16 protein-coding genes and 2 pseudogenes are annotated in these 26,160 nt (G+C 72.5%); 11 read left to right on the top strand and 7 right to left on the bottom strand.

Going from position 1 to position 26,160, the window contains the following annotated elements:
- Nucleotides 1–11 precede the first annotated feature (11 nt).
- Both OG505_RS22060 and OG505_RS22055 read left to right on the top strand, forming a co-directional pair.
- Nucleotides 12–203, top strand: a complete 192-nt coding sequence (locus tag OG505_RS22060) for an MbtH family protein (RefSeq protein ID WP_393366592.1) — start codon at nucleotides 12–14, stop codon at nucleotides 201–203.
- Entirely contained in the window at nucleotides 200–8,557 is an 8,358-nt protein-coding gene (locus tag OG505_RS22055; protein WP_405427146.1) for an amino acid adenylation domain-containing protein, read from the top strand. Before OG505_RS22060 ends, OG505_RS22055 begins: the two co-directional genes overlap by 4 nt.
- On the opposite strand, the gene OG505_RS22050 is transcribed toward OG505_RS22055, so the two are convergent.
- Nucleotides 8,479–10,038 (bottom strand): serine hydrolase domain-containing protein, encoded by a 1,560-nt coding sequence (locus OG505_RS22050; protein WP_405427144.1) that lies wholly within the window; start codon nucleotides 10,036–10,038, stop codon nucleotides 8,479–8,481. The genes OG505_RS22055 and OG505_RS22050 overlap by 79 nt on opposite strands.
- A 168-nt stretch (nucleotides 10,039–10,206) precedes the next feature.
- Between OG505_RS22050 and OG505_RS22045 the strand changes: the two genes are divergently transcribed.
- Nucleotides 10,207–11,463 carry a sensor histidine kinase gene (locus tag OG505_RS22045; protein WP_405427142.1) on the top strand — a complete coding sequence of 419 codons (1,257 nt, stop codon included), beginning with the start codon at nucleotides 10,207–10,209 and terminating at the stop codon, nucleotides 11,461–11,463.
- A 31-nt stretch (nucleotides 11,464–11,494) separates the two neighbouring features.
- Here the strand turns inward: OG505_RS22045 and OG505_RS22040 are convergent, their stop codons facing one another.
- The 3 genes and pseudogenes from OG505_RS22040 to OG505_RS22030 all read right to left on the bottom strand — a co-directional run.
- Nucleotides 11,495–12,109 (bottom strand): hypothetical protein, encoded by a 615-nt coding sequence (locus OG505_RS22040; RefSeq protein ID WP_405427140.1) that lies wholly within the window; start codon nucleotides 12,107–12,109, stop codon nucleotides 11,495–11,497.
- Complete coding sequence (locus OG505_RS22035) at nucleotides 12,106–13,083, bottom strand: hypothetical protein (RefSeq protein WP_405427138.1); 978 nt, start codon at nucleotides 13,081–13,083, stop codon at nucleotides 12,106–12,108. The genes OG505_RS22040 and OG505_RS22035 overlap by 4 nt, the downstream gene beginning before the upstream one ends.
- Nucleotides 13,084–13,103: 20 nt before the next feature.
- A pseudogene (locus OG505_RS22030) lies at nucleotides 13,104–13,499 on the bottom strand (RNA polymerase sigma factor); the annotation flags it as partial.
- Between the two features lie 224 nt (nucleotides 13,500–13,723).
- On the opposite strand from OG505_RS22030, the gene OG505_RS22025 reads away from it, so the two are divergent.
- From OG505_RS22025 to OG505_RS22015, 3 genes are all read left to right on the top strand, one after another.
- Nucleotides 13,724–15,028 (top strand): multidrug effflux MFS transporter, encoded by a 1,305-nt coding sequence (locus tag OG505_RS22025; RefSeq protein ID WP_405434633.1) that lies wholly within the window; start codon nucleotides 13,724–13,726, stop codon nucleotides 15,026–15,028.
- Nucleotides 15,029–15,111: 83 nt separating this feature from the next.
- Nucleotides 15,112–16,029 carry an IS982 family transposase gene (locus OG505_RS22020; protein ID WP_405427136.1) on the top strand — a complete coding sequence of 306 codons (918 nt, stop codon included), beginning with the start codon at nucleotides 15,112–15,114 and terminating at the stop codon, nucleotides 16,027–16,029.
- A gap of 281 nt (nucleotides 16,030–16,310) precedes the next feature.
- The gene (locus OG505_RS22015; RefSeq protein WP_405427134.1) at nucleotides 16,311–17,546 is read left to right on the top strand and encodes an IS110 family transposase; all 1,236 of its coding nucleotides are present in this window, start codon (nucleotides 16,311–16,313) and stop codon (nucleotides 17,544–17,546) included.
- 120 nt (nucleotides 17,547–17,666) lie between these two features.
- On the opposite strand, the gene OG505_RS22010 is transcribed toward OG505_RS22015, so the two are convergent.
- The gene (locus OG505_RS22010) at nucleotides 17,667–18,341 is read right to left on the bottom strand and encodes a hypothetical protein (protein WP_393366608.1); all 675 of its coding nucleotides are present in this window, start codon (nucleotides 18,339–18,341) and stop codon (nucleotides 17,667–17,669) included.
- A 23-nt stretch (nucleotides 18,342–18,364) separates the two neighbouring features.
- Between OG505_RS22010 and OG505_RS22005 the strand changes: the two genes are divergently transcribed.
- Both OG505_RS22005 and OG505_RS22000 read left to right on the top strand, forming a co-directional pair.
- On the top strand, nucleotides 18,365–18,883 hold the full coding sequence (locus tag OG505_RS22005; RefSeq protein WP_405427132.1) for an acyl-CoA thioesterase: 519 nt from the start codon (nucleotides 18,365–18,367) through the stop codon (nucleotides 18,881–18,883).
- A gap of 232 nt (nucleotides 18,884–19,115) precedes the next feature.
- Complete coding sequence (locus OG505_RS22000) at nucleotides 19,116–21,125, top strand: acetoacetate--CoA ligase (RefSeq protein WP_405427130.1); 2,010 nt, start codon at nucleotides 19,116–19,118, stop codon at nucleotides 21,123–21,125.
- Nucleotides 21,126–21,333: 208 nt separating this feature from the next.
- Here OG505_RS22000 and OG505_RS21995 read toward each other — a convergent pair whose 3' ends face one another.
- Nucleotides 21,334–22,023 carry a TIGR03089 family protein gene (locus tag OG505_RS21995; protein WP_405427127.1) on the bottom strand — a complete coding sequence of 230 codons (690 nt, stop codon included), beginning with the start codon at nucleotides 22,021–22,023 and terminating at the stop codon, nucleotides 21,334–21,336.
- Between the two features lie 151 nt (nucleotides 22,024–22,174).
- Here OG505_RS21995 and OG505_RS21990 point away from each other — a divergent pair, with 151 nt between their 5' ends.
- Together OG505_RS21990 and OG505_RS21985 are read left to right on the top strand one after the other, a co-directional pair.
- Nucleotides 22,175–23,320, top strand: a complete 1,146-nt coding sequence (locus OG505_RS21990; RefSeq protein WP_405427125.1) for a glycosyltransferase family 4 protein — start codon at nucleotides 22,175–22,177, stop codon at nucleotides 23,318–23,320.
- Between the two features lie 63 nt (nucleotides 23,321–23,383).
- Entirely contained in the window at nucleotides 23,384–24,475 is a 1,092-nt protein-coding gene (locus OG505_RS21985) for a mannose-1-phosphate guanylyltransferase (RefSeq protein WP_405427123.1), read from the top strand.
- On the opposite strand, the gene OG505_RS21980 is transcribed toward OG505_RS21985, so the two are convergent.
- Nucleotides 24,423–25,061, bottom strand: coding sequence for an NUDIX hydrolase (locus OG505_RS21980; protein WP_405427121.1), 639 nt, complete (start codon nucleotides 25,059–25,061; stop codon nucleotides 24,423–24,425). The genes OG505_RS21985 and OG505_RS21980 overlap by 53 nt on opposite strands.
- A 39-nt stretch (nucleotides 25,062–25,100) precedes the next feature.
- Here OG505_RS21980 and OG505_RS21975 point away from each other — a divergent pair.
- Nucleotides 25,101–25,882: pseudogene (locus OG505_RS21975) on the top strand (hypothetical protein).
- Nucleotides 25,883–26,160: the final 278 nt, after the last annotated feature.

Here is a 26,160-nt window from a genome sequence, read left to right as displayed (position 1 = left end):
AGGACTTTGACATGAACCCGTTCGACGATGAGGCCGGCACGTTCCTGGTGCTGGTGAACAGCGAGGAGCAGCACTCGATCTGGCCGTCCTTCGCCGAGGTGCCGGCCGGCTGGCGGGTCGCGCTCGACACCACCACCCGGGCGGAGGCGCTCAGTTACATCGAGCAGCACTGGACCGACCTGCGCCCCTTGAGCATCCGTTGAGCGGCTCCGCGATCGCCGAGATCCTGCCGCTCTCCCCGCTCGCGCAGGGTCTCCTCTTCCACGCCGACCTCACCGAGGACGTCGACCTCTACGCGATCCAGGTGACCGTGGACCTGCGCGGCAACCTGGACGCCGACCGGCTGCGCGCCGCGGTCCAGACGACAATCGAGCGGCACGAGACGCTGCGCGCGTCATTCCGGCGCGACCGTGGGGGCCATCCGGTCCAGGTCATCGCGACGAGCGCCGAGGCGCCGTGGCGGGAGGTTGGCATCGGGCCGGACGACGCCGACGCCGCGCTGCTGGCGTTGGCCGACGAGGAGCGGCTGCGCCCGTTCGACACCGCCGTGGCGCCGCTGCTGCGCTGCCTGTTGGTCTCGCGCGGGCCCGACCGGCACCGCCTCGTGCTCACCCTGCACCACCTCCTGGTCGACGGCTGGTCGGTGCCGGTGCTGCTGCGCGACCTGCTCGCCGCGTACGCCGGGCACTCGGCCGCGCTGCCCCGGACCGGCCGCTACCGCGACCACCTGCGGGCACTCAAGGCGCAGGACCCCGAGGCGGCCCGTGCGGCGTGGCGGCGCTCGCTGGCCCCGCTCACCGAACCGTCCACACTGGCGGCCGGCGAGCTGCGGTCGCCGACCCGAATGCCCGTCGACATCCAGTTGCCCATCTCGGCGGAGCGGATGGCCGAGATCGAGCGCTGGGGGCGCGCGCACGGGCTCACCCTCAACACGATCGTCCAGGGCGCCTGGGCGGTCCTGCTCGGCGCGCTGCTGGATCGACGGGTGGTCGTGTTCGGCGCCACCGTCTCCGGCCGTCGCCCCGAGCTGCCCGGCTTCGACCAGATGGTCGGCCTGTTCATCAACACGGTGCCCGTCGTGGTCGAGCTGGACCCGGCTGCCACGCTGAGGTCGACGTTCGCCACCCTCCAGGCCGGCGGCCGTGACCTCACGCCCTACCAGCACCTCGGCCTCGCCGAGATCCAGGAGATCGCGGGCCTCGGCCCGCTCTTCGACAGTGTGCTCCTCTTCGAGAACTACCCGCTGGGTGTCGTCGACGACAGCGCGTTGCGCGCCGCCGGACTGACGATCGAGGGGGTGTCCGGCCGGGACTCCACGCACTACCCACTGACCGTGGTCGTCGTCCCCGGGCAGGGCATCCGGCTCCACGTCGCGCCGGAGAAGCTGGACCGCGACACCGTCGTGCACTGGGCGGACCGTCTCGCCGCGTTCCTCGACGCCGTTCCCGGCGCCGCGAACCGTCGACTCTCCGAGTTGGACACGTTGACCGGTGCGGAGCGCCGGGCGCTGACCAGTACGGGGACCAACGACGAGGGTGCGCCGACGGCCGCGCTGGTGCCCGAGCTGATCGCCGACTCCGTACGACGGCACGCCGGCCGCCCCGCCGTCAGCGACGGGGACGGCGACTACACGTACGCGCAGTTCGCGGCGGCGACCGCGCGCCTGGCTCGGGAGCTGATCGCCCAGGGGGTGGGCCCCGAGGCGGTGGTGGGCATCGCCTGCGGTCGACGCCGAGACCTCGTCGTCGCCGCGGCCGCCGTGGGTGCGGCCGGCGGCACCTACCTTCCTCTCGACCTGGACTATCCCGCCGACCGGATCGGGTACGTGCTGGGCCAGACCCGTCCCGCGCTGCTGATCGTCGACCGTGCTGCCGCGGACGCGGGGGTCCCCGGAGCCGACGGCGTTCCGCTGCTTGTCATCGACGATCCGGAGACCCGCGCGGCGCTGGCGGCCCGCCCGGACGAGTGGCCGGGGGACGCCGACCGGCTCGCGCCGCTGCGCGCGGACCATGCCGCGTACGTGATCTACACCTCCGGGTCGACAGGCCTGCCCAAGGGCGTTGTCGTCTCGTACGGCGCGATCGCGAACCTGTTGCAGGACATGAACGCACGCAGCGGCCTCGGACCGGACGACCGGCTGCTCGCGGTCACCACGTTCGCGTTCGACATCGCCGGGCTCGAACTTCTCGGCCCCCTGCTGGTCGGAGCCGAGATCGTGGTCGCGACCGGCGACGACGTCCGCGACGTGGACCGTCTCGCCGAGTTGCTGCTGCGTCGTGAGATCACCGTCATGCAGGCGACACCGTCGCTCTGGCACACGCTCGCCGCCGAGCGCCCGGACGGGCTCACCGGCCTGACCGTGCTCACCGGCGGTGAGGCCATCTCCGAGCAACTCGCCACGACGCTCGCCGTCAAGGCCGGACGTGTGCTCAACGTGTACGGGCCGACCGAGACCACCGTCTGGTCCACCGCCGACGAGATCGTGGCCGACGGCGGTGCGCCCCGCATCGGCCTGCCGATCTGGCGCACCCGGACGTACGTGCTGGACCGTTCGCTGCGCCGGGTCGGCACGGGCGTGGCCGGCGAGCTCTACATCGCCGGCGACGGGGTGGCCCGCGGCTACCAGGGCAACACGTCGCTGACGGCGGCCCGGTTCGTCGCGGACCCGTACGGGCCGCCCGGCAGCCGGATGTACCGGACCGGTGACGTCTGCGAGGTCGCCCCGGACGGGCGGATCCGTTATCTCGGGCGCTCCGACAACCAGGTCAAGATCCGGGGTCACCGGATCGAGCTGGGGGAGATCGAGGCGCTGCTGCTGGCCGAGCCGGCCGTCGGCGCCGCCGTCGCGCACGCCGTGCGGGACGCGGACGACAACCAGGTGCTCGTCGCGTACGTGGTGCCCGCCGCGGGACCGCTCGATCGGGCCGCACTGACGGCGGTGCTCGCCCAGGGGCTGCCCGCGTACATGCGGCCGAGCGAGCTGGTCGAGCTGGCCAAGCTGCCGCTGACCGCGAACGGCAAGGTGGACCGTCGGGCGCTGGAGGCGCTCGGTGGGGTGCGGGACACACCGGCCACCCTCACCACCGAGCGCTGGGATCCGGTGCTCGACCTGGTCCAGCAGCAGTTCGGGGAGGTGCTCGGTCGCGTCGACGTCCCCGCCGACCTCGACTTCTTCGCCGGCGGAGGGCAGTCGCTGACCGCCACCCGGTTGATCAGCCGGCTGCGCCGCGCGTTCGACCGGCCGCTGCCGCTGCGGCTGCTCTTCGAGAACCCCACCCCCCGGACCCTCGCCCGTGCCATCGGCTCGGACGAGGCCACCGGTGAGCCGATCCGACCGTTGGGCGGCGACCGGGGGCCCCTCTCCCCGGCCCAGTTCCGGCTCTGGCTGCTCGACCAGCTCGGTGGGGATCGCAGCGCGTACCACGTGCCCCTGCTGGTCACGCTCGCCGGCCCGGTCGACGTGGCCGCGCTCGGCGGCGCGTTCGACGACCTGCTCGACCGGCACGAAATCCTGCGGACCGTCTACGTATCCACCGCCGACGGCGCCGAGCAGGTCGTGCTCCCCTCGACGCCCGGCCGGGTGCCGGTGCGGAAGCTCACCGACCCGCAGGCGGCCGCCGCGGTGCCGTTCGACCTGACGACCGAGGTGCCGATCCGGGCGTATCTCGGCGCGCCGGAGGACGGCCGGTCGCAGTTGTTGCTGCTGGTCATGCACCATGTCGCGGTCGACGCCGGATCCTTCACACCGCTGCTGCGTGACCTGATGACCGGCTACCGGGCCCGCCGGGACGGCGACCCGGCCGTGCTGCCGCCGCTGCCGTTGCAGTTCAAGGACGTGGCGGCCGCCGAGCTGACCCGGGACCGCGGCGTGGGCCTGGACCGTTGGCGGGACCTGCTCGCGGGCCTCCCGCCGGAGCTGGCCCTGCCGTACGACCGGCCGCGACCGGACACCGAAACCCACCGGGGCGGCCTGGTCAGCGTGGCCGTTCCCGCCGAGGTGCTCGGTCGGGCCCGCGCGACGGCCGCGTCCGCGCAGGCCACCCTCTTCATGATGCTGCAGGCCACCGTCGCGGTGCTCTATCGTGCCCTGGGCGCCGGCTCGGACATCCCGCTCGGCGTCGCCGTGCACGGCCGCCAGGACGACACCACCGACGACCTGGTCGGCATGTTCGTCAACACCGTCGTGCTCCGCACCGACCTGCGCGGGGTCACGACCGTGCCGGCCCTGCTCGCCCGGGTACGCCAGGCGGACCTCGCCTCCTTCGCCGTGCAGGACGTCCCCTTCGAGGACGTCGTGGAGGCACTCGCGCCGGAGCGGGTCACCAACAGGCATCCGCTGTTCCAGACCATGCTGGGACTGACCGTCGACGAGCGGCCCGCCGACCCGGACATCCTCGAACTCGGCGGTCTGCACACCGGTACCGCCAAGTTCGACGTGTCGTTCGAGTTCGTCGAGCGCCGAGACGCCGCCGGCGACACCCTGGACCTGCATCTCGAGTACGCGGCGGACCTCTTCGACCGGGAGACCGCCGAGCTGCTGGCCCGCCGCGCGGTGCTGCTGCTGGACCGGCTCACCACCGAACCCACGCTGGCCAGGGTCGACGCCCTCTTCGCCGAGGAGAGCGCCCAACTGCTCGCCCGTGGGGCGGGCGACGAGGATGCCGCCGACGTGGACCTCTTCGCCTGGCTCGCCCGTACCGCCGCCGACGAGCCGGCTCGGGTGGGCGTCGCCGACGAGCAGGCCGGCACCACCCTGGACTACCGGGACCTGGAGGTGTGCGGCGCGCTGGTCGCAGCCAGCCTGGCCGAGGCCGGCGTGCCCCGGGGCGGTTCCGTGCTGCTGATCGCCGAGCCCGGCGCGGCGGCGATCACCGGGATCCTCGGTGTCTGGCGGGCCGGTGCGTCGTACACACCCGTGGACCCCGCCGCGCCGACGGCACGATCGGCGGGCACGCTTATCGAATCGGGTGCGGCGGCGATCCTCTGCGCGCCCGAGTACGAGGAGACCGCCCGTACCCTGGCCGCTGGCACCGTACCCGTGGTGGTGCACCCCGCCCCGGACGGCAGCCCCGCGACCGTGCCCATGGAGATCCCGCCGGCCGTGCCGGGGGCGCTGGCGTACACGCTGTTCACCTCCGGCTCGACCGGCAGGCCCAAGGGCGCGGTCGTCGCGTGGTCCGGCATGATCAACCATCTGTTGGCCAAGGTCGTGGACCTCGACCTCGACGACACGGACGTCACGGTGCACAACGCGGCCCTGACGTTCGACATCTCCGTGTGGCAGATGTTCGCCGGCCTGCTCACCGGCGGCCGGATCGTCGTGCCCGCCCGCGCGCGCGTCGCCGACCCGGAGGCGTTGCTCGACGACGCGGTGCGGCACGACGTGACGGTGCTGGAGATCGTGCCGTCGCTGCTCGCCCCGATGCTCGACTCCTGGGACGCGGGCCTGACCCCGCCACCGCTCGACCGGCTGCGGTGGCTCGTCGTCACCGGCGAGGCCCTTCCCGGGCGGCACGTCTCGCGGTGGCTCGCCCGGTATCCGGGGATCCCGGTCGTCAACGCGTACGGTCCGACGGAGTGCTCCGACGACGTCACCCACGCGGTGCTGCGCGAGGCGGATCCACTGGACCGGGCGTCGGCCCCGATCGGCGTCCCCATCCGCAACACGCAGTTGTACGTGCTCGACGAACAGCTGCGACTCTGCCCACCGGGCATCGTCGGCGAGCTGTACGTCGGCGGTGCCGGAGTCGGCGTCGGTTACATCGGCAACCCTCGCCTCACCGCGACCAGCTTCGTCGCGTCCCCCTTCGCTGCCGGCAGCCGGATCTACCGCACCGGCGACAACGTGAGCTGGCGACCCGACGGTCAGCTCGAGTTCCGCGAACGCCGCGATCACCAGGTCAAGGTGCGCGGGCACCGGATCGAGCTGGGTGAGATCGAGGCCGCGGTCCGCGCGCAGGCCGGGGTGCGTGACGTCGTGGTCACCGCGCCGCAGGACGAGCGCGGGGCGAACACCCTCGTCGCCTACGTCGCCGGCCCGGTCGAGGCCGGGGCCCTGCGTGCGGGCGTGGCGGCCCTCCTGCCCGCGTACATGGTGCCGGCGGCCTGGGTGGTGCTGGACCGGCTTCCCCTCACGCCGAACGGCAAGGTGGACCGTCAGGCACTCCCCGCACCCGCCACGGTCGCCGCCGAGCGGTCCGGACGACCGCCGCGCGGTCCGGTGGAGGAGGCGTTCTGCCGGGCCTTCGCCGACGTCATAGGCGTTTCCGAGATTGGTGCCGACGAGGACTTCTTCGCCGTGGGTGGCGACAGCATCCGCGCGGTCCGGGCGGTCTCCGCCGTCCGGGCGCTCGGCTACGCCGTCGCCCCGGCGCAGGTCTTCGTCCACCGCACCGCGGAGGCGCTTGCGGCTGCGCTCGCGGTGTCCAGGGTGGAGGCCGACGACGACGGCATCGGCGAGGTGCCGTTGCCCCCCGCGGTACGCCTGCTGCGTGAACGGGTCGGCTCGGTGGAGGCGTTCAGCCAGATCACGGTGCTGACCACGCCGCCGGGACAGGACCCGGCCGCGTTGGAGGGCGCGGTCGACGCGCTCATCGCCCGGCACGACGCGCTGCGGATGCGCCTCACCGACACCGGTTCCGGGTGGCGTCTGACCGTGCCGCCGGTCGGCGCGGAGGCCACCTCGTGCACCCGTGTGGTGCGGTTGCCGGCGACCGAGTCCGGGCAGGTGCCCGCCGTGGTGGCCACCCTCGCGGCCGAGGCGCGTCGGGGCCTGGATCCGGCCGCCGGCCGGCTGGTGCAGGTCCGCTACCTGGACCTGGGGGCGGACGTGCCGGGGCGGCTGGTCCTGGCCGTGCATCACCTCGCCGTGGACCGGATGTCGTGGGAGATCCTCGTCCCGCAGTTGGTCCGGCTCTGGGCCGGCGACGACACCGGCGCGTCCGGTGTGCTCACCAGCTACCGCCGCTGGGCGAGTGAGCTGCGGGAGCAGGCGCCGCGGCACACCGCGGAGCTGCCGATGTGGCGGGAGATCGCCTCCGCCGCGCCGGGTGGCCTGGTCGACGGGGAGATGGATCCGCTTCGCGACCACCGTGGCACCACCCGGACCCGCTGGACGCGGCTCACGCCGGAGGGGACCGCGGCGGCACTCTCCGCCGCCGGGGCGCTCGGCACCGGAATGGAAGCGGTGCTGCTGGGGGTGCTCGGTCTGGCCGTCGCCGAGGTACGCGAACCCGGCCCGGTGCTTGTCGAGCTGGAGTCACACGGGCGTACGTCGCTGCACGGCATCGTCGATGTGAGCGGCACGGTCGGATGGTTCACCAGCAGCTTCCCGCTGCGCCTGGACCCGCCCGCCGCGACGGGCACGCCGACAGAGCGGTTGCGGGACGCGATCCGGGACGCCGCCGCCCGGCGCGGCAGCGTGCCACACGAAGGTCTGGGCTGGCAGCTGTTGGCCGGGGCCGGTGTGCACCGGGTGCGGCCGCAGATCTCGGTCAACTACCTGGGCGTGACAGGTGCGACGGACGAATTCGCGGCCGGCTGGTCTCTCGCTCCCGAGCGGGTCGAGAACCTGGCCGACGAGGTGGCCGCGGATCTGCCGCAGCCGTTCGTGCTGGCCGTCGACGCCTCCCTGGAGGGCACCGAACTCGTCGTGCGCTGGGAGTTCGCCCAGCGACTGGTCGGCGAGGAGGTCGGCACGGCGCTCCTGCGTTCGTTCACGGCGTGGTGGGAAAGCCTGACCGAGGTGACGGTCGAGGCGGCCGACGACGCGTTCGCACCGCTCGTCGTGCTCCAGGAGGGTGACTCGCGCCCGCCGCTGATCACCGTGCACGGCGGCGTCGGGCTGGCCTGGCCGTACCTGGCGCTCTCGCCGCACCTGGATCCCGCGCAGCGGGTCCTGGGGCTCCAGGCGGACCCGGACGCCGCCCCCGCCGCCTCGGTGTCCGAACTGGCGGCCCGGTACGTCAAGCGGATCCGCGCGGTGGCGCCGTCGGGCCCCTACCGGCTGCTCGGCTGGTCGTTCGGGGGCTACGTGGCACACGAGATGGCCGTGCAGTTGCAGGCGGCAGGGGAGACCGTCGATCGTCTCGCGGTGCTCGACATCTATCCGGCGCACGGTTTCGACGACACCGAGGACGATCGCGGCCTGCTCGCTCATCTGCTCGCCGAAGGTGGGTACGACCCGACCGACCCGGAGATCGCGGCGCTTGTCGACGTGCTCGACGTGGACGGGATCTGCGCGCTCGCCCGTCGGCGCGGCGGGGTGCTGGGGGAGTTCTCCCCGCGACGACTGCGGGCGATGCTCGCGACCATCCGCCACCACGGCGCGCTGGGAGCCGCGTTCACGCCGGGCCGGTACGACGGTCCGCTGCTGCTGGTGGCGGCCGAGGCGGACGAGCCCGCGAGCCGTGGCCCGGTCGACGCCCTCTGGGCACCCCACGTCACGGGCGCCATCCGGGTGCTGCCGGTCGCGGCCCGTCACGACGACCTGATGAGGGCGGACGTGGTGACCGCGTACGGCGCGGACCTCCTGGCGGGCTGGGGAGCGGACGTTTGAGGCGCGGCGGGGCCGGGCTGCCGGCCCCGCCGCAGCGCGCCGATCGTCCGGAGCAGGCTGGCCACCAGCGGATACGCCAGCAACAGGCCGGCCACGACCGCCACCTCGGGCGCGCTGGTCAGCAGCAACCGGGGGTCCAGCGGATAGCCCTGCACGAGCGCGCCGCCGCCGTACACCAGCCCGACGGTGGCGGCGGCGGCCACCACGACCGCACCCACGATGCCCAGCAGTGCCCGTCGCGCCGAGTTGCGGCGGCAGCCCCGGGCCCGGCCGCGCGCCAACCGCACCGCACGGAGCAGCATCAGCAGCGCCACGAGCGCGGCGACACCGTCCACGACCAGGTAACGGCTCCAGAAGCCACCGGCACCCGTCGCGGGCTCCTCGCCCGACAGGACGGCCAGCCCGGCCGTGTACGCGGCCGCGTTGTCCAGGAGGAACGAGTTCTGGGCGGTCAGCACGACCAGGCCGGTGTCCCGCTCCGGCAGCAGACCGAAGTCGTTGTGGAAGCCCGTCACGTCACCCTCATGGGCGACGAGCGGCGTACCCCCGGCCGTGCCGGTGGCGAGACCGAGGCCGTACCCGTCGGTGTGCGGTGCGGCCGCGCCCGCCGGTGTGCTGGTCGCGGTCCGTTGCATAAGCGCCAGCAGGTCCGCCGAGATGACCCGCTTTCCCCGCAACGTGCCGTCGCCGAGCTGCATCCGCAGGTAGTGACTCATGTCCTCGGCCGTGGAGACCAGGTATCCGTCCGGCAGCGCGCCGGGGAACGAGGCGGCCTCGCGGCGCACCGCCAGGCCGAACCAGGGCACCGTGCCGCGCACGAGACCCGCCTCGCGGGCCGCGTCGACAGACGTGTAGGTGTGGCTCATCCCGAGTGGCCGCAGCACCTCGGCCTCCAGGTAATCCCCGAATGGCCGCCCCGAGACCTCCTGCACGAGCAGACCCAGCGTCGCGAAGTTGAGGTTGCAGTACTGGAAGCGCTCACCGGGCGCGGACGAGGGGCGCACCATCGCGATGCCCCGGACCCGTTCCTCCAGGGAACGCCCGGTGTCCTGCAGGTCGGCGACGCCCGCCGAGGTGGGCAGCCCGCTCGTCTGATCGAGCAGTTGACGCACCGTCGGCACGCCGCCCGCCCCCGCGGTCCGGAACCAGGGCAGGTGCTCCGTGACCGGCGCGTCGAGTCGTACCGCACCCCGGTCCACGAGTTGCAGCACGGCGAGCGCGGTGAACGACTTACTGATCGAGCCGAGCACGAACGGCGTGTCGGCCGTGACGCCGGCTCCGTATCCGCCGGTGACGACCTGGTCTCCCTCGACCACCGCGTACGCGGCGGCGGGCACCTTCCCGGCGGCCAGGCGGTCCGTGACGGCCGCGGTGACCGTCTCGGTGAGCGGTCGGTGGACGGTCGGGGCCGCGACGGCCGGGGCGACGGGTGACGCGAGGGTGAGCGCCACCGCCCCGACGGCGAGAGTGCGGGCGATCATCAGCGTTCCTCCCTGGTGCCGGTCGGTTGACGTGTTCCATGTTTCCGCGCGCCACGGGGGTGGGTCTGCCGTGCCCGACCCCGTTCCGGACCGGGTGCCAGCACCCATGCCCACCGCCTCTGCGCGTGGTTCAATGGCCGCGATCAGCACGAATGGAGGATCTTCATCGTGACCCCGCGGGAAGACCGTGCCCCGGCCCGGATCGCGTCGGGGCTGCTCGCCGTCCGCCAGGGCACCTGGCGTGCGGCCTGTTCGGCAGCCGCAGTGCTGCTCGCCGCAGTCGCCGTGATCGTCGCCTGCCTGGTGCTTGTCGGCGTCGGCGTCTATCTGATGCCACCGGTCCTGGCCGGCCTCCGCGCCCTCGCCAACGCCGCCCGCCGCCGCATCGGCGTCGCCGAGATCCCGCAACCCGCGGGCCCTGCCTCCGGCTGGTCCGCGGGCCTCGCCGCGTGCCGCCGGGCGTTTCGCGCCCCGGCCACCAGGCGCGACCTGATCTGGGCCGCCGGTGACTGGCCGGTGGGAGTCACCCTCGGCCTGCTCCCCGCTCTCCTGCTCGCCGGTGGCCTCTGGGGCCTCTCGGCCCCGCTGACCTGGCGCTGGGCCACCGAGGCCTGGGACGGCTCCTGGTTTCTGTTCGTCCCCCTGATCAGCGACGTCACCGCGGCCCTGGCCGCGGTGGTCGGCGTGGCCCTGCTCGCGGCCGGGCTGGTCTTCGCGCCCTGGTTGGGCCGGCTCTCGGACGCCTGGGCGGCCCGCCTGCTCGGCCCGTCGACAGTCACCCGACTCACCGAGCGGGTCGAACACCTGGCCACCACCCGCGCCGACACCCTCGACGCCCAGCAGTCCGAGATCCGCCGGATCGAACGCGACCTGCACGACGGCGCCCAGGCACGACTGATGGCCATGGGCATGACGCTCAAGATGATGGAACGCTCACTGGAACGCGACCCCGAGGCGGCCCGCACGCTGCTCGGCCAGGCCCAGGAGGACTCCCGCAGGGCCATGCAGGAGCTCCGCGATCTGGTGCACGGCATCCACCCCCCGATCCTGGCCGACCGGGGCCTGGTCGACGCGGTCCGGGCGCTCGCCCTGGAATGCCAGGTCCCGACCCAGGTCGAATCCACACTGACCGGCAGACTCGAACCCCCGATCGAGTCGGCTCTCTACTTCACCGTCGCCGAACTGCTCACAAACGTGGTCAAGCACGCCGCCGCCACGGCCGTTCAGGTCACCCTCGCCACCACGCCCGCCGGCATCCGGGTGACGGTCGCCGACAGCGGGCGCGGCGGAGCGGACCTGTCCCGCGGCACCGGCATCGCCGGCGTTCGCCGCCGTCTTGCCGCCTTCGACGGCACCCTCACCGTCGACAGCCCCACCGGCGGCCCCACCCGGATCGACATCTTCCTCCCGATGGCCGCATCGTGAGGTAGGCAGGCGGGGCCGCATCGACGGTGTGTTACTGGTCCAGGGCGGCTTCGCTGGCGGGCCGCAGGGGGCAGCCCCGCAGGGTGTACGCGAGCAGACCGGCCACCGCCAGGGTGCTGGCGCAGACCGTGGCGGCGGTGGTGCCGGCGGGTTGGATCAGCCAGCCGGCGACCTGGATCCGCAGGTCCCTGCTGGGGTCCATGAGGGGCAGGGCCGCGATGAGGGTCCAGGTCAGCGGTGCGATCCACGACATGGCGGCACCGAAGAGGGCGGCGCCGAGGGCGGTGAGGCCGAGGAGCCCCGCGGTGTTGCGCAGCAGCAGGGCGAACGGTTCGTAGCGCGCGTCGGTGACCGTGCTGAGGGTCAGCAGGGCGGTGATCGTGGCGCCGGCGAGGAGCAGGTGCCCGGCGCGTCGGAGCGGCCAGCTGACCGCCGCGGTGCGGTCGAGGGCGTCGTCGGCGCCGCCGAGGGTGGTGCCGACCGCGACCACCGCCAGCATGATGACGAGGCTGGCCGTGCGGATGTTGATCGTCGTCGAGTCGGTGTAGGCCAGCGACAGGGCCCACACCAACGCGATGAGCGCGGTCGCGGTGGTCAGCGCGAGGGGCACCCGGCGGGAGCGCAGGTGGAGCTGGAGCCACCTCACGGCTGGGCCTCGGGCAGGACCGCCGTGAGGCTGTCGCCCTGGCAGTCCAGTGCCGCCTCGCGTGCCGCCGCCATCCGACGCCGTTGCTCGGCCTCCGGGAGACTGACAAGCGCCTGGTACGCGCCCACCAGCAGCTCCATCTCCGCGGGGTCCCAGCCGGGCGGGGCCGGTGGCCGACCGGTCAGCCAGGCGGCGGCGACGATCCGGGCCCGGTACTCGTCGCCCAGAACCGGCCGGTCGGCGCACTCCTGCTGCCAGGCGGCCTCGAGCAGGGACGGCAGGAAATAGTCGCCGGACAGGTCGGCGCGTCCGAGGCGGTCGAACGAGGGGGTGTCGAAGACGACCGTGTCGGCCGAGTGTCGTGCCGGTGCCGTGCTCCGATCCAGCCGTGCCCAGAAGGTGACCTGCTGGGTCTGCACCGCCCGCACGGGTGCGTTGGGCAGCTTGGCCGCCATCATGGCGAGAGCCTGGCGGGCGGGGCCGACGACGTCCGGCAGCAGCTCGGCGTGCACCCGTGTCACGCACACCTGCGGGCCGGCGTTGTCACAGACCAGCTCGATGGCGACCGGGTCGACGACCGCGGCCCCGCGCGTACCGCCGACGGGCAGGAGCGGTACGGCCACCGCGGCGCCGAGCACCGCCGGGAGTACGGCCAGCGCGACGGCGCGACGGCGGACCATGCCCAGCAGCAGCAGTCCGGTGACGGCGAGCGCCACCAGCCACAGTGTCTGGAGCGCGCTGACCCGCGGCAAGATCGTCTGGAAGTCGTCGAGTTCGTTGATGACCGGGACGAGCAGCAGCGCCGAGGGTTCCGGTCGGATGACCGCCGCGTCGAGTTCGGGCTGCCGCACGAACTCGGGGACGAGCCCGAGCACGGCGAACCCGGCCACCGCGACGACGGGTGCGGTGATCACCCGGGGCACTGCCCGGCCGGCGGCCATGCCCAGCCAGCCGGCGGCGATCAGTGCCGGCACACCGACGGCGGCGACGACGATGGTGGCGCCTGCAGGGCCCGCTCCAGGTTGGCGTCCAACCCACCGGCGAGCGCCTCTTCCTCGGCCGCCGGAGACACGGTGTCGTAGGTCTGCACCGACGGGATCCGCTCCCGTCGGGCCCGGTGACGGAACGCGTCGACGAGTCGGTGCGCGGCGATCGTCCACAACCAACCCACCGCGCTGCCGGAGCCCGAGGACTGCGCCTGGCTGCCGGCCGACCGCCACACCGCCAGGTACGTCTCCTGCAACACCTCGGCCACCACGTCCTCGTCGGCGCACCGCCGACGCAGCCGGGTGGTCAGCCACGGGGCGGTACGCCGGTACAGTGCGTCGAAGGCACGCCGGTCGCCGCGGGCGACGCGGCGGAGCAACTCACCCTCGTCCAGTCCGTCCAGACTTCGTCTCACGACAGGCAAGACGACGCGACCCTCCCCTCCGGTTCCGACCCGACAGTGACCGCCGTCACATTCTGGCCGCGTTCGGGTCGGGCCGACGCGGCGTGACACCCCCCACAGCGGGAACGTCCTCCGGGTTCCGGGCGTTGCCGACACACGCCCGGGCAGTTGCGGACGCGCTGACGCCGTGACGACGTACAAGCTTCCGCAGAGAGATCGAGATGATGAAACAGTTGGTGGACCAGACCGGACCGGACACCCCCGCGGCACCACCGGGCACCCCCGCCGAGGTGCTGCCCGGTGACCTGATGACCAACCGTCAGCGTGTGCAACTCGTCCTCGTGCTGGGTGCGTTGATCGCCATCGGGCCGTTGACCATCGACATGTACCTGCCCGCGCTGCCCGCCATCACGGCAGGGTTGCAGACCACCGAGACCGCCGTGCAGTTGACGCTCACCGGCACGCTTGTCGGCCTCGCGCTGGGCCAGTTGCTGATCGGGCCGCTCTCCGACGTGGTCGGGCGGCGGGTGCCGCTGCTGGCCGGGCTGGCCGCGCACATCGTGGCCTCCGTCCTGTGCGTCTTCGCACCCAACATCGAGGTGCTCGGCGGGCTGCGCGTCCTCCAGGGGCTCGGCGTCGCCGCCGCCACCGTGGTCGCGACGGCAGTGGTCCGCGACCTGTTCAGCGGCGCCTCGTTCGCCCGGATCTTCTCCCGGCTGATGCTCGTCATGGGCCTGGCGCCCATCCTCGCGCCGACGCTCGGCAGTGGCCTGCTGAGCTGGACCGACTGGCGGGGCGTCTTCGCGGCGTTGGCGGTGCTGGGCGCGCTGCTGATCGTCGTAGCCGCGCTCCGGCTCCCGGAGACCCTCCCGGTGGCGCGTCGCCGGCGCGGAGGGATCGGTGCGACCCTGCGCGACTACCGGGGGCTGCTCAACGACCGGGCGTTCGTCGGGCTGGTGCTCGTCGCCGGGCTGGCGATGGCGGCCCTGTTCGCGTACGTCTCGGGATCGTCGTTCGTGCTCCAGCAGGAGTACGGCCTCGACGAGCAGCAGTTCGGCATCGCGTTCGGGGCCGGCGCGGTGGGCCTGATCGGGGCCACCCAGTTCAACGTGCGGCTGCTGCGCCGCTACACCCCGCAGCAGATCCTGGTCAGCGCCCTGATCGCCGGAACGGCGGCGGGCCTGCTGCTCGTCCTGTTCGCGGCGACCGGCATCGGTGGCCTGGGCACCCTGCTCGCCTCGCTGTGGCTGGTCCTGGCCGCCGCCGGCCTCGCCCTGCCGAACGCGCCGGCGCTGGCCATGAGCCGGCACAGCGAGGCCGCCGGCACCGCCGCGGCGCTGCTCGGCGCCGTGCAGTTCGGTGTCGGCGCGCTCTCGGCGCCACTCGCGGGCCTGTTCGGCACCGGGAGCGTACCGATGGCGATCGTCATCGCGGGCGGCATGGCCGCCGCGCTTGTCGTCATGGTCCTCGTCGTGCCCCGCGCCGGCGTCGGCACGGTAGACCCGGACCTGGCGGTCGCCCTGCACTAGACGATCTATTCCAAGGGGTAGCTGACACGAAGCGAGGGTGTCCATGATCGACGTTGCGAAGCAACGATGACCATGGAGGCCACGTGCACGTCGACAGAGACACCCTCGCCACCGCACTGTACGTGAAGATCGATGACGAGCTGAAGGCGTCACCGCAGTACGCCCGGTATCGGCCGGTGGTCGGCCTGGCCCCGCAGATCACCGACGCCGAGTTGATCACCTTAGCGGTGCTGCAGGTCCTGCTCGGCTATCCGAACGAGGCCCGGTGGGTCCGCCACGCCCGCGCTCACCTGCGGCACCTGTTCCCGTTCATGCCCAAGCAGCCCGGCTACAACAAACGGCTCCGCGCGTTGACCAGCCAGATCACCCGGCTCATCCGCGTCCTGACGCTGGACACCGACCTGTGGCAGCACCCGGTCCGTATCGCCGACTCCACCCCGGTGGAGTGCGGCCGCTCCCGGGAGACCGTGAAACGCTCGCACCTGGCCGGCTGGGCCGGGTACGGCTACTGCGCCTCACACTCGCGCCGGTTCTGGGGACTACGCCTGCACCTCATCACCACTGTGCATGGGCTGCCCGTCGCGTTCGCGCTGGCCACCCCAAAAACCGACGAGCGGGAAGTGCTACTCGACCTGTTCGACCTCGACCAGCAAGGTCTACTCACCCACCCCGACGGGCTCCTGCTGATCGTGGACAAGGGCTACCGTGACGCCGCGACCGAAGCCCAACTCAACGCCCGCGACGTCACCGTCATCCGGCCCGCCTACAAAGGCGAGGCGCCCCGCCCCGGCCGGCCGCTGCTACGCGCGCTTCGCCAAAGCATCGAATCGGTCAACCAAACCTTCAAGGGCCAGCTTGACCTGGAACGACACGGCGGACGCACCATCACCGGCGTCACCGTCCGCGTTCTGCAGCGTGTCCTGGCCCTGACCGCGACGATCTGGCACAACTGGCACACCGGCCAGCCCGTCCTCAGATCCCTGGTCGCCTACGACCACTGAGCCCTTGGAATCAATCATCTAGTCTTTTTCGCCCTGGTGGGCGGCCCGTTCCTGGGCTGAAAATGGGGGTTCGGTCGCCCGTTGACGTCGTTCCTCCTTGGTCGTTCAGGCCGTCGTCTAGTCGGGCGCTGGGAGTCACGTTGTGGGCCCTTCACTGTTGCTTCGAGCACGCGGATTAGCTTCGCTCCTGTCCCTGTGACTCCTGCGGGCGGCCGGCCCGGATGGTGCTTCGGCGTGGGAGGTTCACGGTGTTGGAAGAAACCCCAGACGACGCGCGGGCCGTGGAACGGGTCGCGGCATTGGATATCGGCAAGGCCGAGGTGGTGTGTTGTGTGCGGGTGCCCAGCCCGTCGGGGTCCGGGCGGCGGGTGCAGGAGGTACGTACCTTCACCACGATGACCCGGTCCCTGCAAGCCATGGGTGACTGGCTGGGCGGGCTGGGCGTGACCCGGGTCGTGATGGAGGCGACGTCAGACTATTGGAAGCCGCCGTTCTACCTATTGGAGGCGGCCGGGTTCGACGTGTGGCTGGTCAATGCCCGGGAGGTCAAACATCTGCCGGGTCGGCCGAAAACCGACAAACTCGATGCGGTGTGGCTATGCAAGATCGCGGAGCGGGGCATGGTCCGGGCGAGTTTCGTGCCGCCGGCCCCGATCCGTCAACTGCGGGATGTGACCCGTTACCGCGTTGATCTGGTCGGTGAGCGGGGTCGGGAGAAGAACCGGGTGGAGAAGCTGCTGGAAGACGCGCAGATCAAACTGTCGGTCGTGGCCAGCGACATCTTCGGGGTGTCCGGCCGGGCGATGATGGACGCCCTGATCAGCGGGCAGCGGGACCCGAAAGCCTTGGCGCAGCTGGCCCGCACCCGAATGCGCACCAAGCTGCGGGATCTGGAAGAGGCATTCGTCGGCCGCTTCGATGAGCACCACGCGTTCCTGCTGGCCCGGATGCTGGCCCACATCGACGCGATCAACGCCGACATCACCGCGGTCGAGGACCGGATCGAGGAACTGGTGGCCCCTTTCGCGCAGGCGGTGGCGAGGCTCGATGACATCCCGGGCATCAGCGTCACCACCGCCCGGGCCATCATCGCCGAGGTCGGTTTGGACATGACGAGGTTCCCCACCGCCGCGCATCTGGCCTCGTGGGCGAAGTTCGCTCCCGGAGTGAAGGAATCCGCGGGCAAAACCAAGGGCAACGCCTCAACCGGGCACGGTAACCGCTACCTGGCCCGGGCCTTGGGAGAAGCCGCCGTCGGCGCCGCGCGCACGAACACGTTCCTCGGTGAGCGCTACCGCAGGATCGCCCGGAGGCGGGGGAAGAAGAAAGCCATCGTTGCTGTCGGCCGATCCATCCTGGTCATCGTGTGGCAGCTCCTGGCCACCGAACAGGCCACCTTCACCGATCTTGGCCCGGACTACTACGACAACCGCGGCGGCACCCAACGCGCCGTCCGCAACCACATCCGCGGCCTGCAAGCCCTCGGCTACCAGGTCACCCTTCAAGCCGCCGCATAACCTCACCACCAACCCGAGCCCGGCGACGCTGCGCGCCGCCAGGCGCTGCCGCACGTCAACTCAACGTCATTTTCGGATTAGAAGAAGGAGGGCGGGCCGGTTGCCCGGCCCGCCCGACGATCAGCGAATCTCCGTGGTGTTGTCCTCCGGGCGCGGCTGGCCGCGCGGTGGGGCGGACCACGGCGACTCGCCACCCACCCGGCGCGGCAACGGCTCGGTCGGTGTCGGCTCGGTCGGGTAACCCAGAGTGAGCGGCGCGGTGTCGCGTTCCGCGGGTGTGGGGGACGGCCAGTCGGTGAGCGTGAAGTCGTCGTCGCGGGGGCCGGCGCCCGGCGTGGGCACCGGCGCCACGGCCGGCTCGGCGGCCGGGCGCGGCCACTGCCGCCAACGCTGCAGGCTGAAGGTCGCCATCAGCAGCAGCAGGCCGATCAGGAAGAGTGTGCCGTTCTCCACGGGCAGCCGCAGCGGCAACGGGTCGCCGGCCACCTTCCACCCGTGCGGGATCGCGTCGCGTACCGCGAAGGGCGCCGTCAACATCCCGATGTACGGGGTGACCAGCAGCAATCCGGCCACCAGCGGACCGAGCGGCGAGAAGCGCAGCGTGCCGAGCAGGCCCAGCAGGACGCCGCCGACACCGAGGTACACGGCTGGCTCGATCAGGTTGGCGGTGTTGAACGTGCCGGTCTCCACCCAGCGGTCGACCGTCCGGCTCGACCCGTCCTGCCCCAGTGTGACGAGCACCCAGGTGATGGGCGCCACCACCAGCCCGGCGAGGAAGCTCCAGAGATGTCGCATCCGCGCACCGTACCGTTTTCGACATGACTGAGCACCTCTCCGCCGCTCCGATCGGCAAGCCGACGTCGTACTCGCGCGTCACTCTCAGCAAGATCATGACTGCGGTGGACGTGAACCTCTACGGCACCGTGCACGGCGGGGTCCTGATGAAGTTCGTCGACGACGTCGCGGGTGCCGCTGCCGCCCGGCACAGCGGCGGAACGGCAGTGACCGCGGCGATCGACGAGATCGTCTTCTCCGAGGCCGTCCGGGTCGGTGACCTGGTGCACGCGCACGCCCAGGTGAACTGGACCGGGCAGACGTCGATGGAGGTGGGCGTGCGGGTGGTCGCCGAGCGGTGGGACTCGGCCGAGGACGCCCCGGTGCGGGTGGCCACCGCGTACCTGGTCTTCGTCGGGGTGGACGTCGGCGGTGCGCCGCGCATGGTCCGTCCGGTGCTGCCGGAGACGCCGGAGGACGAGCGCCGGCACCGGGAGGCCGAGATCCGGCGGGCGCACCGCCTCGCCCGCCGCCGCGCCATCCAGGCGCACCGCGCGGGCTGAGACGTAAGGAGGGGCCCCTTGTTAACGCCAGTTGTTAACAAGGGGCCCCTGTACGACTCCAGACGTTAAGAAGGTGCCCTTCCTTAATTCCCACATGGGTGGGTGGGCTGGAGTGTGGGCCGGGCACGCGTCGACAGGCGTACCCGGTGCGCAGAATGGCGCTTCGAGGTAGGGCAAGATGGCGCCACGGCCCATTCACAGTGTCGTGCGGGGCCAGGGGGAGGGTGGAGCAGTGGGTGACGTGCTGTGGACGCCGCCGGCGGACGTGCTGGAGCGGTCCCGGATCGGCGACTACCTGCGCTGGCTGCGGGAGCACCGTGGGCTGGACTTCGCCGACTACGACGCGCTGTGGCGGTGGTCGGTCACCGACCTGGACGCGTTCTGGCGTTCGATCTGGGACCACTTCGAGGTGATCGCGCACACCCCGCCGACGGCCACCCTCGCCGAACGGGGGATGCCCGGAGCGCGCTGGTTCCCGGGTGCCACCCTCAACTACGCCGAGAACGTGCTGCGGATGCCGGGCCGCGCCGACGACGACCCCGTGGTCATCGCGCACGGCCAGACCCGGGAGCCGGTCACCCTCACCGCCGGGGAGCTGCGCGAGCAGGTCCGCCGGGTGTCGGCCGGTCTGCGCCGGCTCGGCGTCACCGCCGGGGACCGGGTGGCGGCGTACGCCCCCAACATTCCCGAGACGTACGTCCTGCTGCTGGCCACCGCCAGCCTGGGGGCCATCTTCTCGTCCTGCGCGCCCGAGTTCGGCACGCGCAGCGTCACCGACCGGTGGCAGCAGGTCGAGCCGACCGTGCTGGTCGCCGTGGACGGCTACCGCTACGGCGACAAGCCGGTCGACCGCCGCGCCGAGGTCGCCGCGATCCGGGCGGCGCTGCCGTCGTTGCGCCACACCGTGAGCATCGGTTACCTCGACCCGGCGGGCCCCGCGCCCGAGGGCGTGCTGGGCTGGGCCGAGCTGGCCGCGCCCACCGACGAGCCGTTGACGTTCACGCCGGTGCCGTTCGACCACCCGCTGTACGTGCTCTACTCCTCGGGCACCACCGGCCTGCCGAAGCCGATCGTGCACGGTCACGGCGGCATCCTGCTGGAACACCTGAAGATGCTTGCCCTGCACCACGACCTCGGCCCGGCCGACCGCTTCTTCTGGTTCACCACCACCGGCTGGATGATGTGGAACTTCCTGGTCTCCGGGCCGGCGGTGGGCGCGGCCATCGTGCTCTTCGACGGCAACCCGGGGGTCCGGGCGGAGCCCGGCCGGCCGGCCGAGCCCGACCTGGGCGCGCTGTGGCGGCTGGCCGCCGAGACCGGCACCACGTACTTCGGCACCTCGGCGCCGTTCCTGCTGGCCTGCCGCAAGGCCGGTCTGGTGCCCCGCGAGGTCGCCGACCTGTCCGCGCTGCGCGGCGTCGGTTCCACCGGTGCGCCGCTGCCCGCCGAGGGCTTCGGATGGGTGTACGAGACCGTCGGCGACCAGGTGCAGCTCCAGTCGCTCTCGGGCGGCACCGACGTGTGCACTGGCTTCGTCGGCGGGGTGCCGCTGCTGCCGGTGTACGCCGGCGAGATCGCCTGTCGCGCGTTGGGCGCCAAGGTGGAGGCCCGCTCGGCCGACGGCACCCCGGTGATCGGCGAGCTGGGCGAGCTGGTGATCACCGAGCCGATGCCGAGCATGCCGGTGGGCTTCTGGAACGACCCGGACGGCACCCGTTACGCCGAGGCGTACTTCTCCGTCTACCCGGGCGTCTGGCGGCACGGTGACTGGATCACCATCAACTCCCGGGGCGGCTGCGTGATCACCGGGCGCTCCGACGCCACCCTCAACCGGGGCGGGGTCCGGCTCGGCACCGCCGAGTTCTACTCGGTGGTCGAGGGCCTCGACGAGGTCGTCGACTCGGTGGTGGTGCACCTGGAGGACGACGAGGGTGGCGCGGGTGAACTGCTGCTCTTCGTGGTGCTGGCCGACGGGCTGACTCTGGACGACGCGCTGCGGAAGAAGATCTGCCGCGAGCTGCGTACCGCCCTCTCACCCCGGCACGTGCCCGACGAGATCCACCAGGTACGCGCCGTGCCCCGCACCCTCTCGGCGAAGAAGCTGGAGGTGCCGGTCAAGAAGATCCTCACCGGCATCCCGGTCGACCAGGCCGCGGCCAAGGGCGCCCTGGTCAACCCGGATTCGCTTACCGCGTTCGCCGCCCTGGCCCAACGCCGCTCTCCGAACAAGACGCCTGCCTGACAGTTGGCCGCGCGGCGACTCGTCCGCCCTGTGCGGGAGCAGATGGTGACTGGGGTGTGCCCCGGCATGCGCGTCCTTTGCTCTGCTTACGCGGACGCAACAGTCCGGGCCGCTTTCTGTTGCGCCGGTTGAAGCAGAGCAAAGGACGGGCGCGTGCCTACCGGCCCTTGGCCGTGCCGGGGCCGCCACGGGGGCGCCGACGGGTGGTTCACGGGAGAACGTGCGTGACCTTCTCCGTGGTCAGGCGGGTGGGGAGGTTGGCCGGGGCCAGGTTGGCGCACAGGACGACGGTGGCGGCCCGGGTCAGCGGGGCCAGGAGCCAGTCGACCGGGTCCGGGTAGCGGCTGGTGTCCGCCAGGACACGCGCCCCATGCTCGATGCCCAGCTCGTCGGCGCGGGCCTCGGCCCGGGCCAGCAGGCGCGCGTCGGCGGGGCCCGGACCGGACTGCGGGGTGAAGTGGTCGCCGTGCCCGCGTACCTCGACCACGTAGTCGGCGAAGCCGGGCGGCACCTGCCGCAGCGGGGCGGCGAGTGGGGCGAGGCCCAGGGCGTACCGCTCGTCGGCGGGCCAGGACTGTGCTTCGTCGAGCCGGTCGGCGGCGGCGAAGAGGACGTCCACCGCGCCCGGTGTGTCGGCGACGGTCACCTTGGCCGACCAGCAGCCCAGCAGGACGGCGGCGGTCTGCCAGTGCGGGGGGAGCAGCACGCCGGCCGGTGTGCCCGGCGCGAGGCCGACCTCGTCGACGAGGAGGTTGGCGGTCTTCGACACCCAGTTCGCCAGGGTCGCGCCGGAAAGTTCGGTGCGGTCGCCGGTGGCGTCGTCGTACCAGGTCAGCAGCGGTCGGGTCGGGTCGGTCGCGATCGCGTCGGCGAACACCCGGGCAATGTTGTCGGCCATCGGCGCGAACGATACGCCTCTCCCGCCCGTACTCGATGACGATGACAAGTCGGCGTACCGTCGGGTCGCAGTCAGCGTCGGCCCCGTACTCCGGCGTAGGCTTTACCCCGGAGTGTTGTTCCCCACAGACCCACCTTCAAGGAGTCGCCCCGTGACCGCCGGTCGCCCGCCCCGCGTGCTCATCGACGCCACGAGTGTCCCCGCCGACCGTGGTGGCGTCGGTCGATACGTCGACGGTCTGCTCGGTGCCCTCGGCAAGGTGTGCGGGTCGGGGGTGGAGTTGGCCGTGGTGAGCCTCCGCACCGATCTGGAGCGTTACACCCGGATGCTGCCCGGCGCGGAGATCATCCCCGCTCCGGCCGCCGTGGCGCACCGCCCAGCCCGGCTCGCCTGGGAGCAGACCGGCCTGCCGCTGCTCGCCCAGCAGGTCGGCGCGCACGTGCTGCACTCGCCCTTCTACACCTGCCCGCTGCGGGCCGGGTGCCCCGTCACGGTCACCGTGCACGACGCGACGTTCTTCACCGAGCCGGAGCACTACGACAAGTCCCGCCGCACGTTCTTCCGCAGCGCCATCAAGACCTCGATGCGCCGCGCCAACCGGGTGATCGTGCCCAGCAAGGCCACCCGCGACGAGCTGATCCGGCTGCTCGACGCCGACCCGACCCGCATCGACGTGGCCTACCACGGCGTCGACCACGACGCCTTCCACGCGCCCAGCGAGGAGGAGAAGGCCCGCGTGCGCGCCCGGCTGGGGCTGGGCAACAGCACGTACGTCGCCTTCCTCGGCGCCAAGGAGCCACGCAAGAACGTGCCCAACCTGATCCGCGGCTGGGCCTGTGCGGTGGCCGACCGGGTCGACCCGCCGGCCCTGGTGATCGCCGGTGGGCAGGGGCACGACGACGACATCGACCGGGCGGTGGCCGAGGTCCCGTCCCACCTGCGGCTGCTGCGCCCCGGCTACCTGCGCTACGCCGACCTGCCCGGCTTCCTCGGTGGCGCGCTGGTCGCCGCCTACCCCTCGTACGGCGAGGGTTTCGGGCTGCCGATCCTGGAGGCGATGGCGTGCGCGGCCCCGGTGCTGACCACCCCCCGGCTGTCGCTGCCGGAGGTGGGCGGCGACGCCGTGGCGTACACCTCGGAGGACCCGGGCCAGATCGCCACCGACCTGGCCGCCCTGCTCGACGACGAGCAGCGCCGGCTGTCGCTGGCGAAGGCCGGCTTCGACCGGGCCAAGGAGTTCACCTGGGAATCCAGCGCCGAGGTGCACATCGCCGCCTGGAGTCGCGCCCGGTTGTGACCGTTCGGGCCTCTCGTGGTGACCCGAGCCACTGCGGGCGCATGCGTCGGGCATGATGTGCGGATGCTTTATGCGGTCATTCCGGCAGGTGGCAGCGGCACAAGGTTGTGGCCGTTGTCCCGCGCCGGCCACCCCAAGTTCCTCCACCCGCTGACCGGTACCAGCGCCTCGCTGCTCCAGGCGACCGTGGAGCGGCTCGCGCCGCTGACCACACCGGATCGGACCCTCGTGGTCACCGGCGCCGCGCACGTCACGGCGGTCGCCCGGCAGCTGACCGGGCTGCCGGAGGAGAACATCCTGGTCGAGCCGTCCCCCCGGGATTCCTGCGCGGCGATCGCGCTGGCCGCGGCGGTGATCGCGCAGCGTGACCCGGACGCGGTCATGGGGAGCTTCGCGGCCGACCACCTGATCCGCGACCCGGACAGCTGGGTACGCACGGTCCAGGAGGCGGTCCGGGGGGCCGAGCAGGGCATGCTGATGACGGTCGGGATCACCCCGACCCGGCCGGAGACCGGCTACGGCTACCTGGAGACCGGCGACGAGACCGAGGGCACGCCGTGGCGTCAGGTGACCGAGTTCAAGGAGAAGCCGGCCGCCGAGGTCGCCGAGGCGTACGTCCGCTCGGGCCGGCACCTGTGGAACGCGAGCATGTTCGTCTGGCGGGTGGACGTGTTCCTCGCCGAGTTGGCCCGCCAGCAGCCGGCGCTGCACGCCGGGGTCACCGCGATCGCCACCGCCTGGGGCACCCCTGAGCAGGACGACGTGCTCGGGACGGTCTGGCCGACGCTGCCGAAGATCTCCGTCGACTACGCGGTGATGGAGGGCGCGGCCACCGCGGGTCGGGTCGCCACCGTGCCGGGCGATTTCGGCTGGAACGACGTCGGCGACTTCCACACCCTGGGTGATGTGCTGCCCGCCGACGACGCGGGCAACGTGGTGCTCGGCACCGACGCCAAGCCGGGCGTGCTCCTGCGGGACACCGCCAACCTGGTGGTGGTGCCGCAGTCGGGTCGGTTGGTGGCGGTCCTCGGCGTGCGCGACCTGGTCGTGGTGGACACTCCGGACGCGGTGCTGGTCTGCCCGCGTGAACGGGCCCAGGACGTCAAGCTCCTCGTCGACGAGCTGAAGGAGCGGGGCGAAGAGGGCTACGTCTGAGGGCCGCGAGGGCCGGCTCGATCAGTTGCGCCGTCCCGCCGGCCAGCGGCTCAGGCAGCCGATCGGGCGGGAACCACCCCAGCTCCTCGGCCTCGTCGCTGACCTGCTCGACGGCGTCGGGCGGGGCGACCACCGAGAACCGGACGTCGTAGTGGCGCGACCCGCCCTGGCAGAGCACCTCGTGCACGTCGATGTCGATCGGCACCGGATCGATGCGCAGGCCGTCGATGCCGGACTCCTCGGTGGCCTCGCGCAGCGCGGCCCCAGCCAGCGTCCGGTCCACCGGCTCGCAGTGCCCGCCGAGCTGCACCCAGCGGCCGAACTTGGCGTGCAGGCAGAGCAGCACCCGTGCGCCGGTCGGGTCCAGCACCAGCGCGCTCGCGGTGACGTGGCCGGGGCGGTGCTGCCGGCTCATCGCCACCGGCCCGGCGGAGAGCAGCGCGAGGGTCCGGTCCCGCGCGTCGGCCGCCGCCGGGCTGGTCGGCTGCCAGCCCTCCAGGAGCGCGACGGCGTCGGCGTGCAGCGCCGCGTACGACGCGGGATCGGTGGGGTCGACGGCGGGTCCGGTGAGCGCGGTGTCAGGCACTCCGTCACTGTACGAGCGCGCCCTCCGTACGCTGGCGCGGTGACCCTGCGACTCGTCGAATTCGTGGTGGCCGGCAACGAAGCCAGCGATCTGCTGCCGGTGCGATCGTCCGCGCTGCTGCGGTCGTACGGTGCTCGGCGGGGTTTCTGGACGGTGCTGGACGAGGGCCCGGTGGAGCGCTGCCTGGCCCTGCTGCTGGAGTTGGACGACGGTGCGTGGACGGCCCGGCACGTCACGGCGGACGCCGGGGTCGAGAACGGCCGGACCGAGGATGGTGAGGCGCTCGCCCACCACGACGGCTGGGTGTACGTCTTCGGCTCCCACTTCGGCTCGAAGGCGGGCCCGCTGCGCCCCCGTCGGGCGTTCGTGGCCCGGTTCCGCGAGGACGACGCGGCGGCCGGCATACTGCCGGTGCATGTGGAGGCCGCGGCCTTCACCCCGGCCGGCACGGTGCTGCTCGGGTTGCGTTTTCCGGTCACCGAGGCCGGCGAGCCGGTCCTGGTGGAGGTGTCCGGCGTGCCGGGCATGTTCGCCGCGGACCCGGTGTGGCCTCGGGCGCTGGGGGCGTACGCGGTGACCGGGGTGACCCCGCCGGGCGAGCTGACCGGCTTCCGGGCGATCGCGCCGGCGCCGGACGGCGGGTACGCGGCCGTGATCGGCTCGATCGACGCGCTGGGTAAGGGGTCGGTGCTGCTCGACGACCATCCGGGCGGGGGCGCGGTCACGTCCCGGCACGTGCGGTTCCGGTTCCCGGCGGGGCGGACGGGCGGCCGTTCTACGTCACGGACGAGGACCATCGGGGCGCGCTCTGGGTCGGCTGAGCGGGGCAGGCGCACTGCGCCGACGGGGTGACCGGACGGCACCTCTGCGGAGCAAGGGCCGCAGACCCTCGTGGTGCCGCCCGATCACCGGTCCCTCCCCGGTCCCCGGTGCCCCGGCACCGGTCACGTCCATGACGTGTCGGTGCCGTGCTCGGGCACTGGAAGCATGCCTAACTGGCCCCGGAGGCGTCGAGGTTTTTCAGTCCAGGCTTAAAGATGGAGATAACTGCCGGCCGGGTAGAGTCGAACGGTCGCCCGGCATCCCTCTGCCGGCGACA

The organism is Micromonospora sp. NBC_00617, assembly GCF_045161355.1.
GTDB lineage: Bacteria > Actinomycetota > Actinomycetes > Mycobacteriales > Micromonosporaceae > Micromonospora.
Note: the sequence above shows the minus strand (reverse complement) of the source record. Positions and strands in the feature narration are given on the sequence as shown.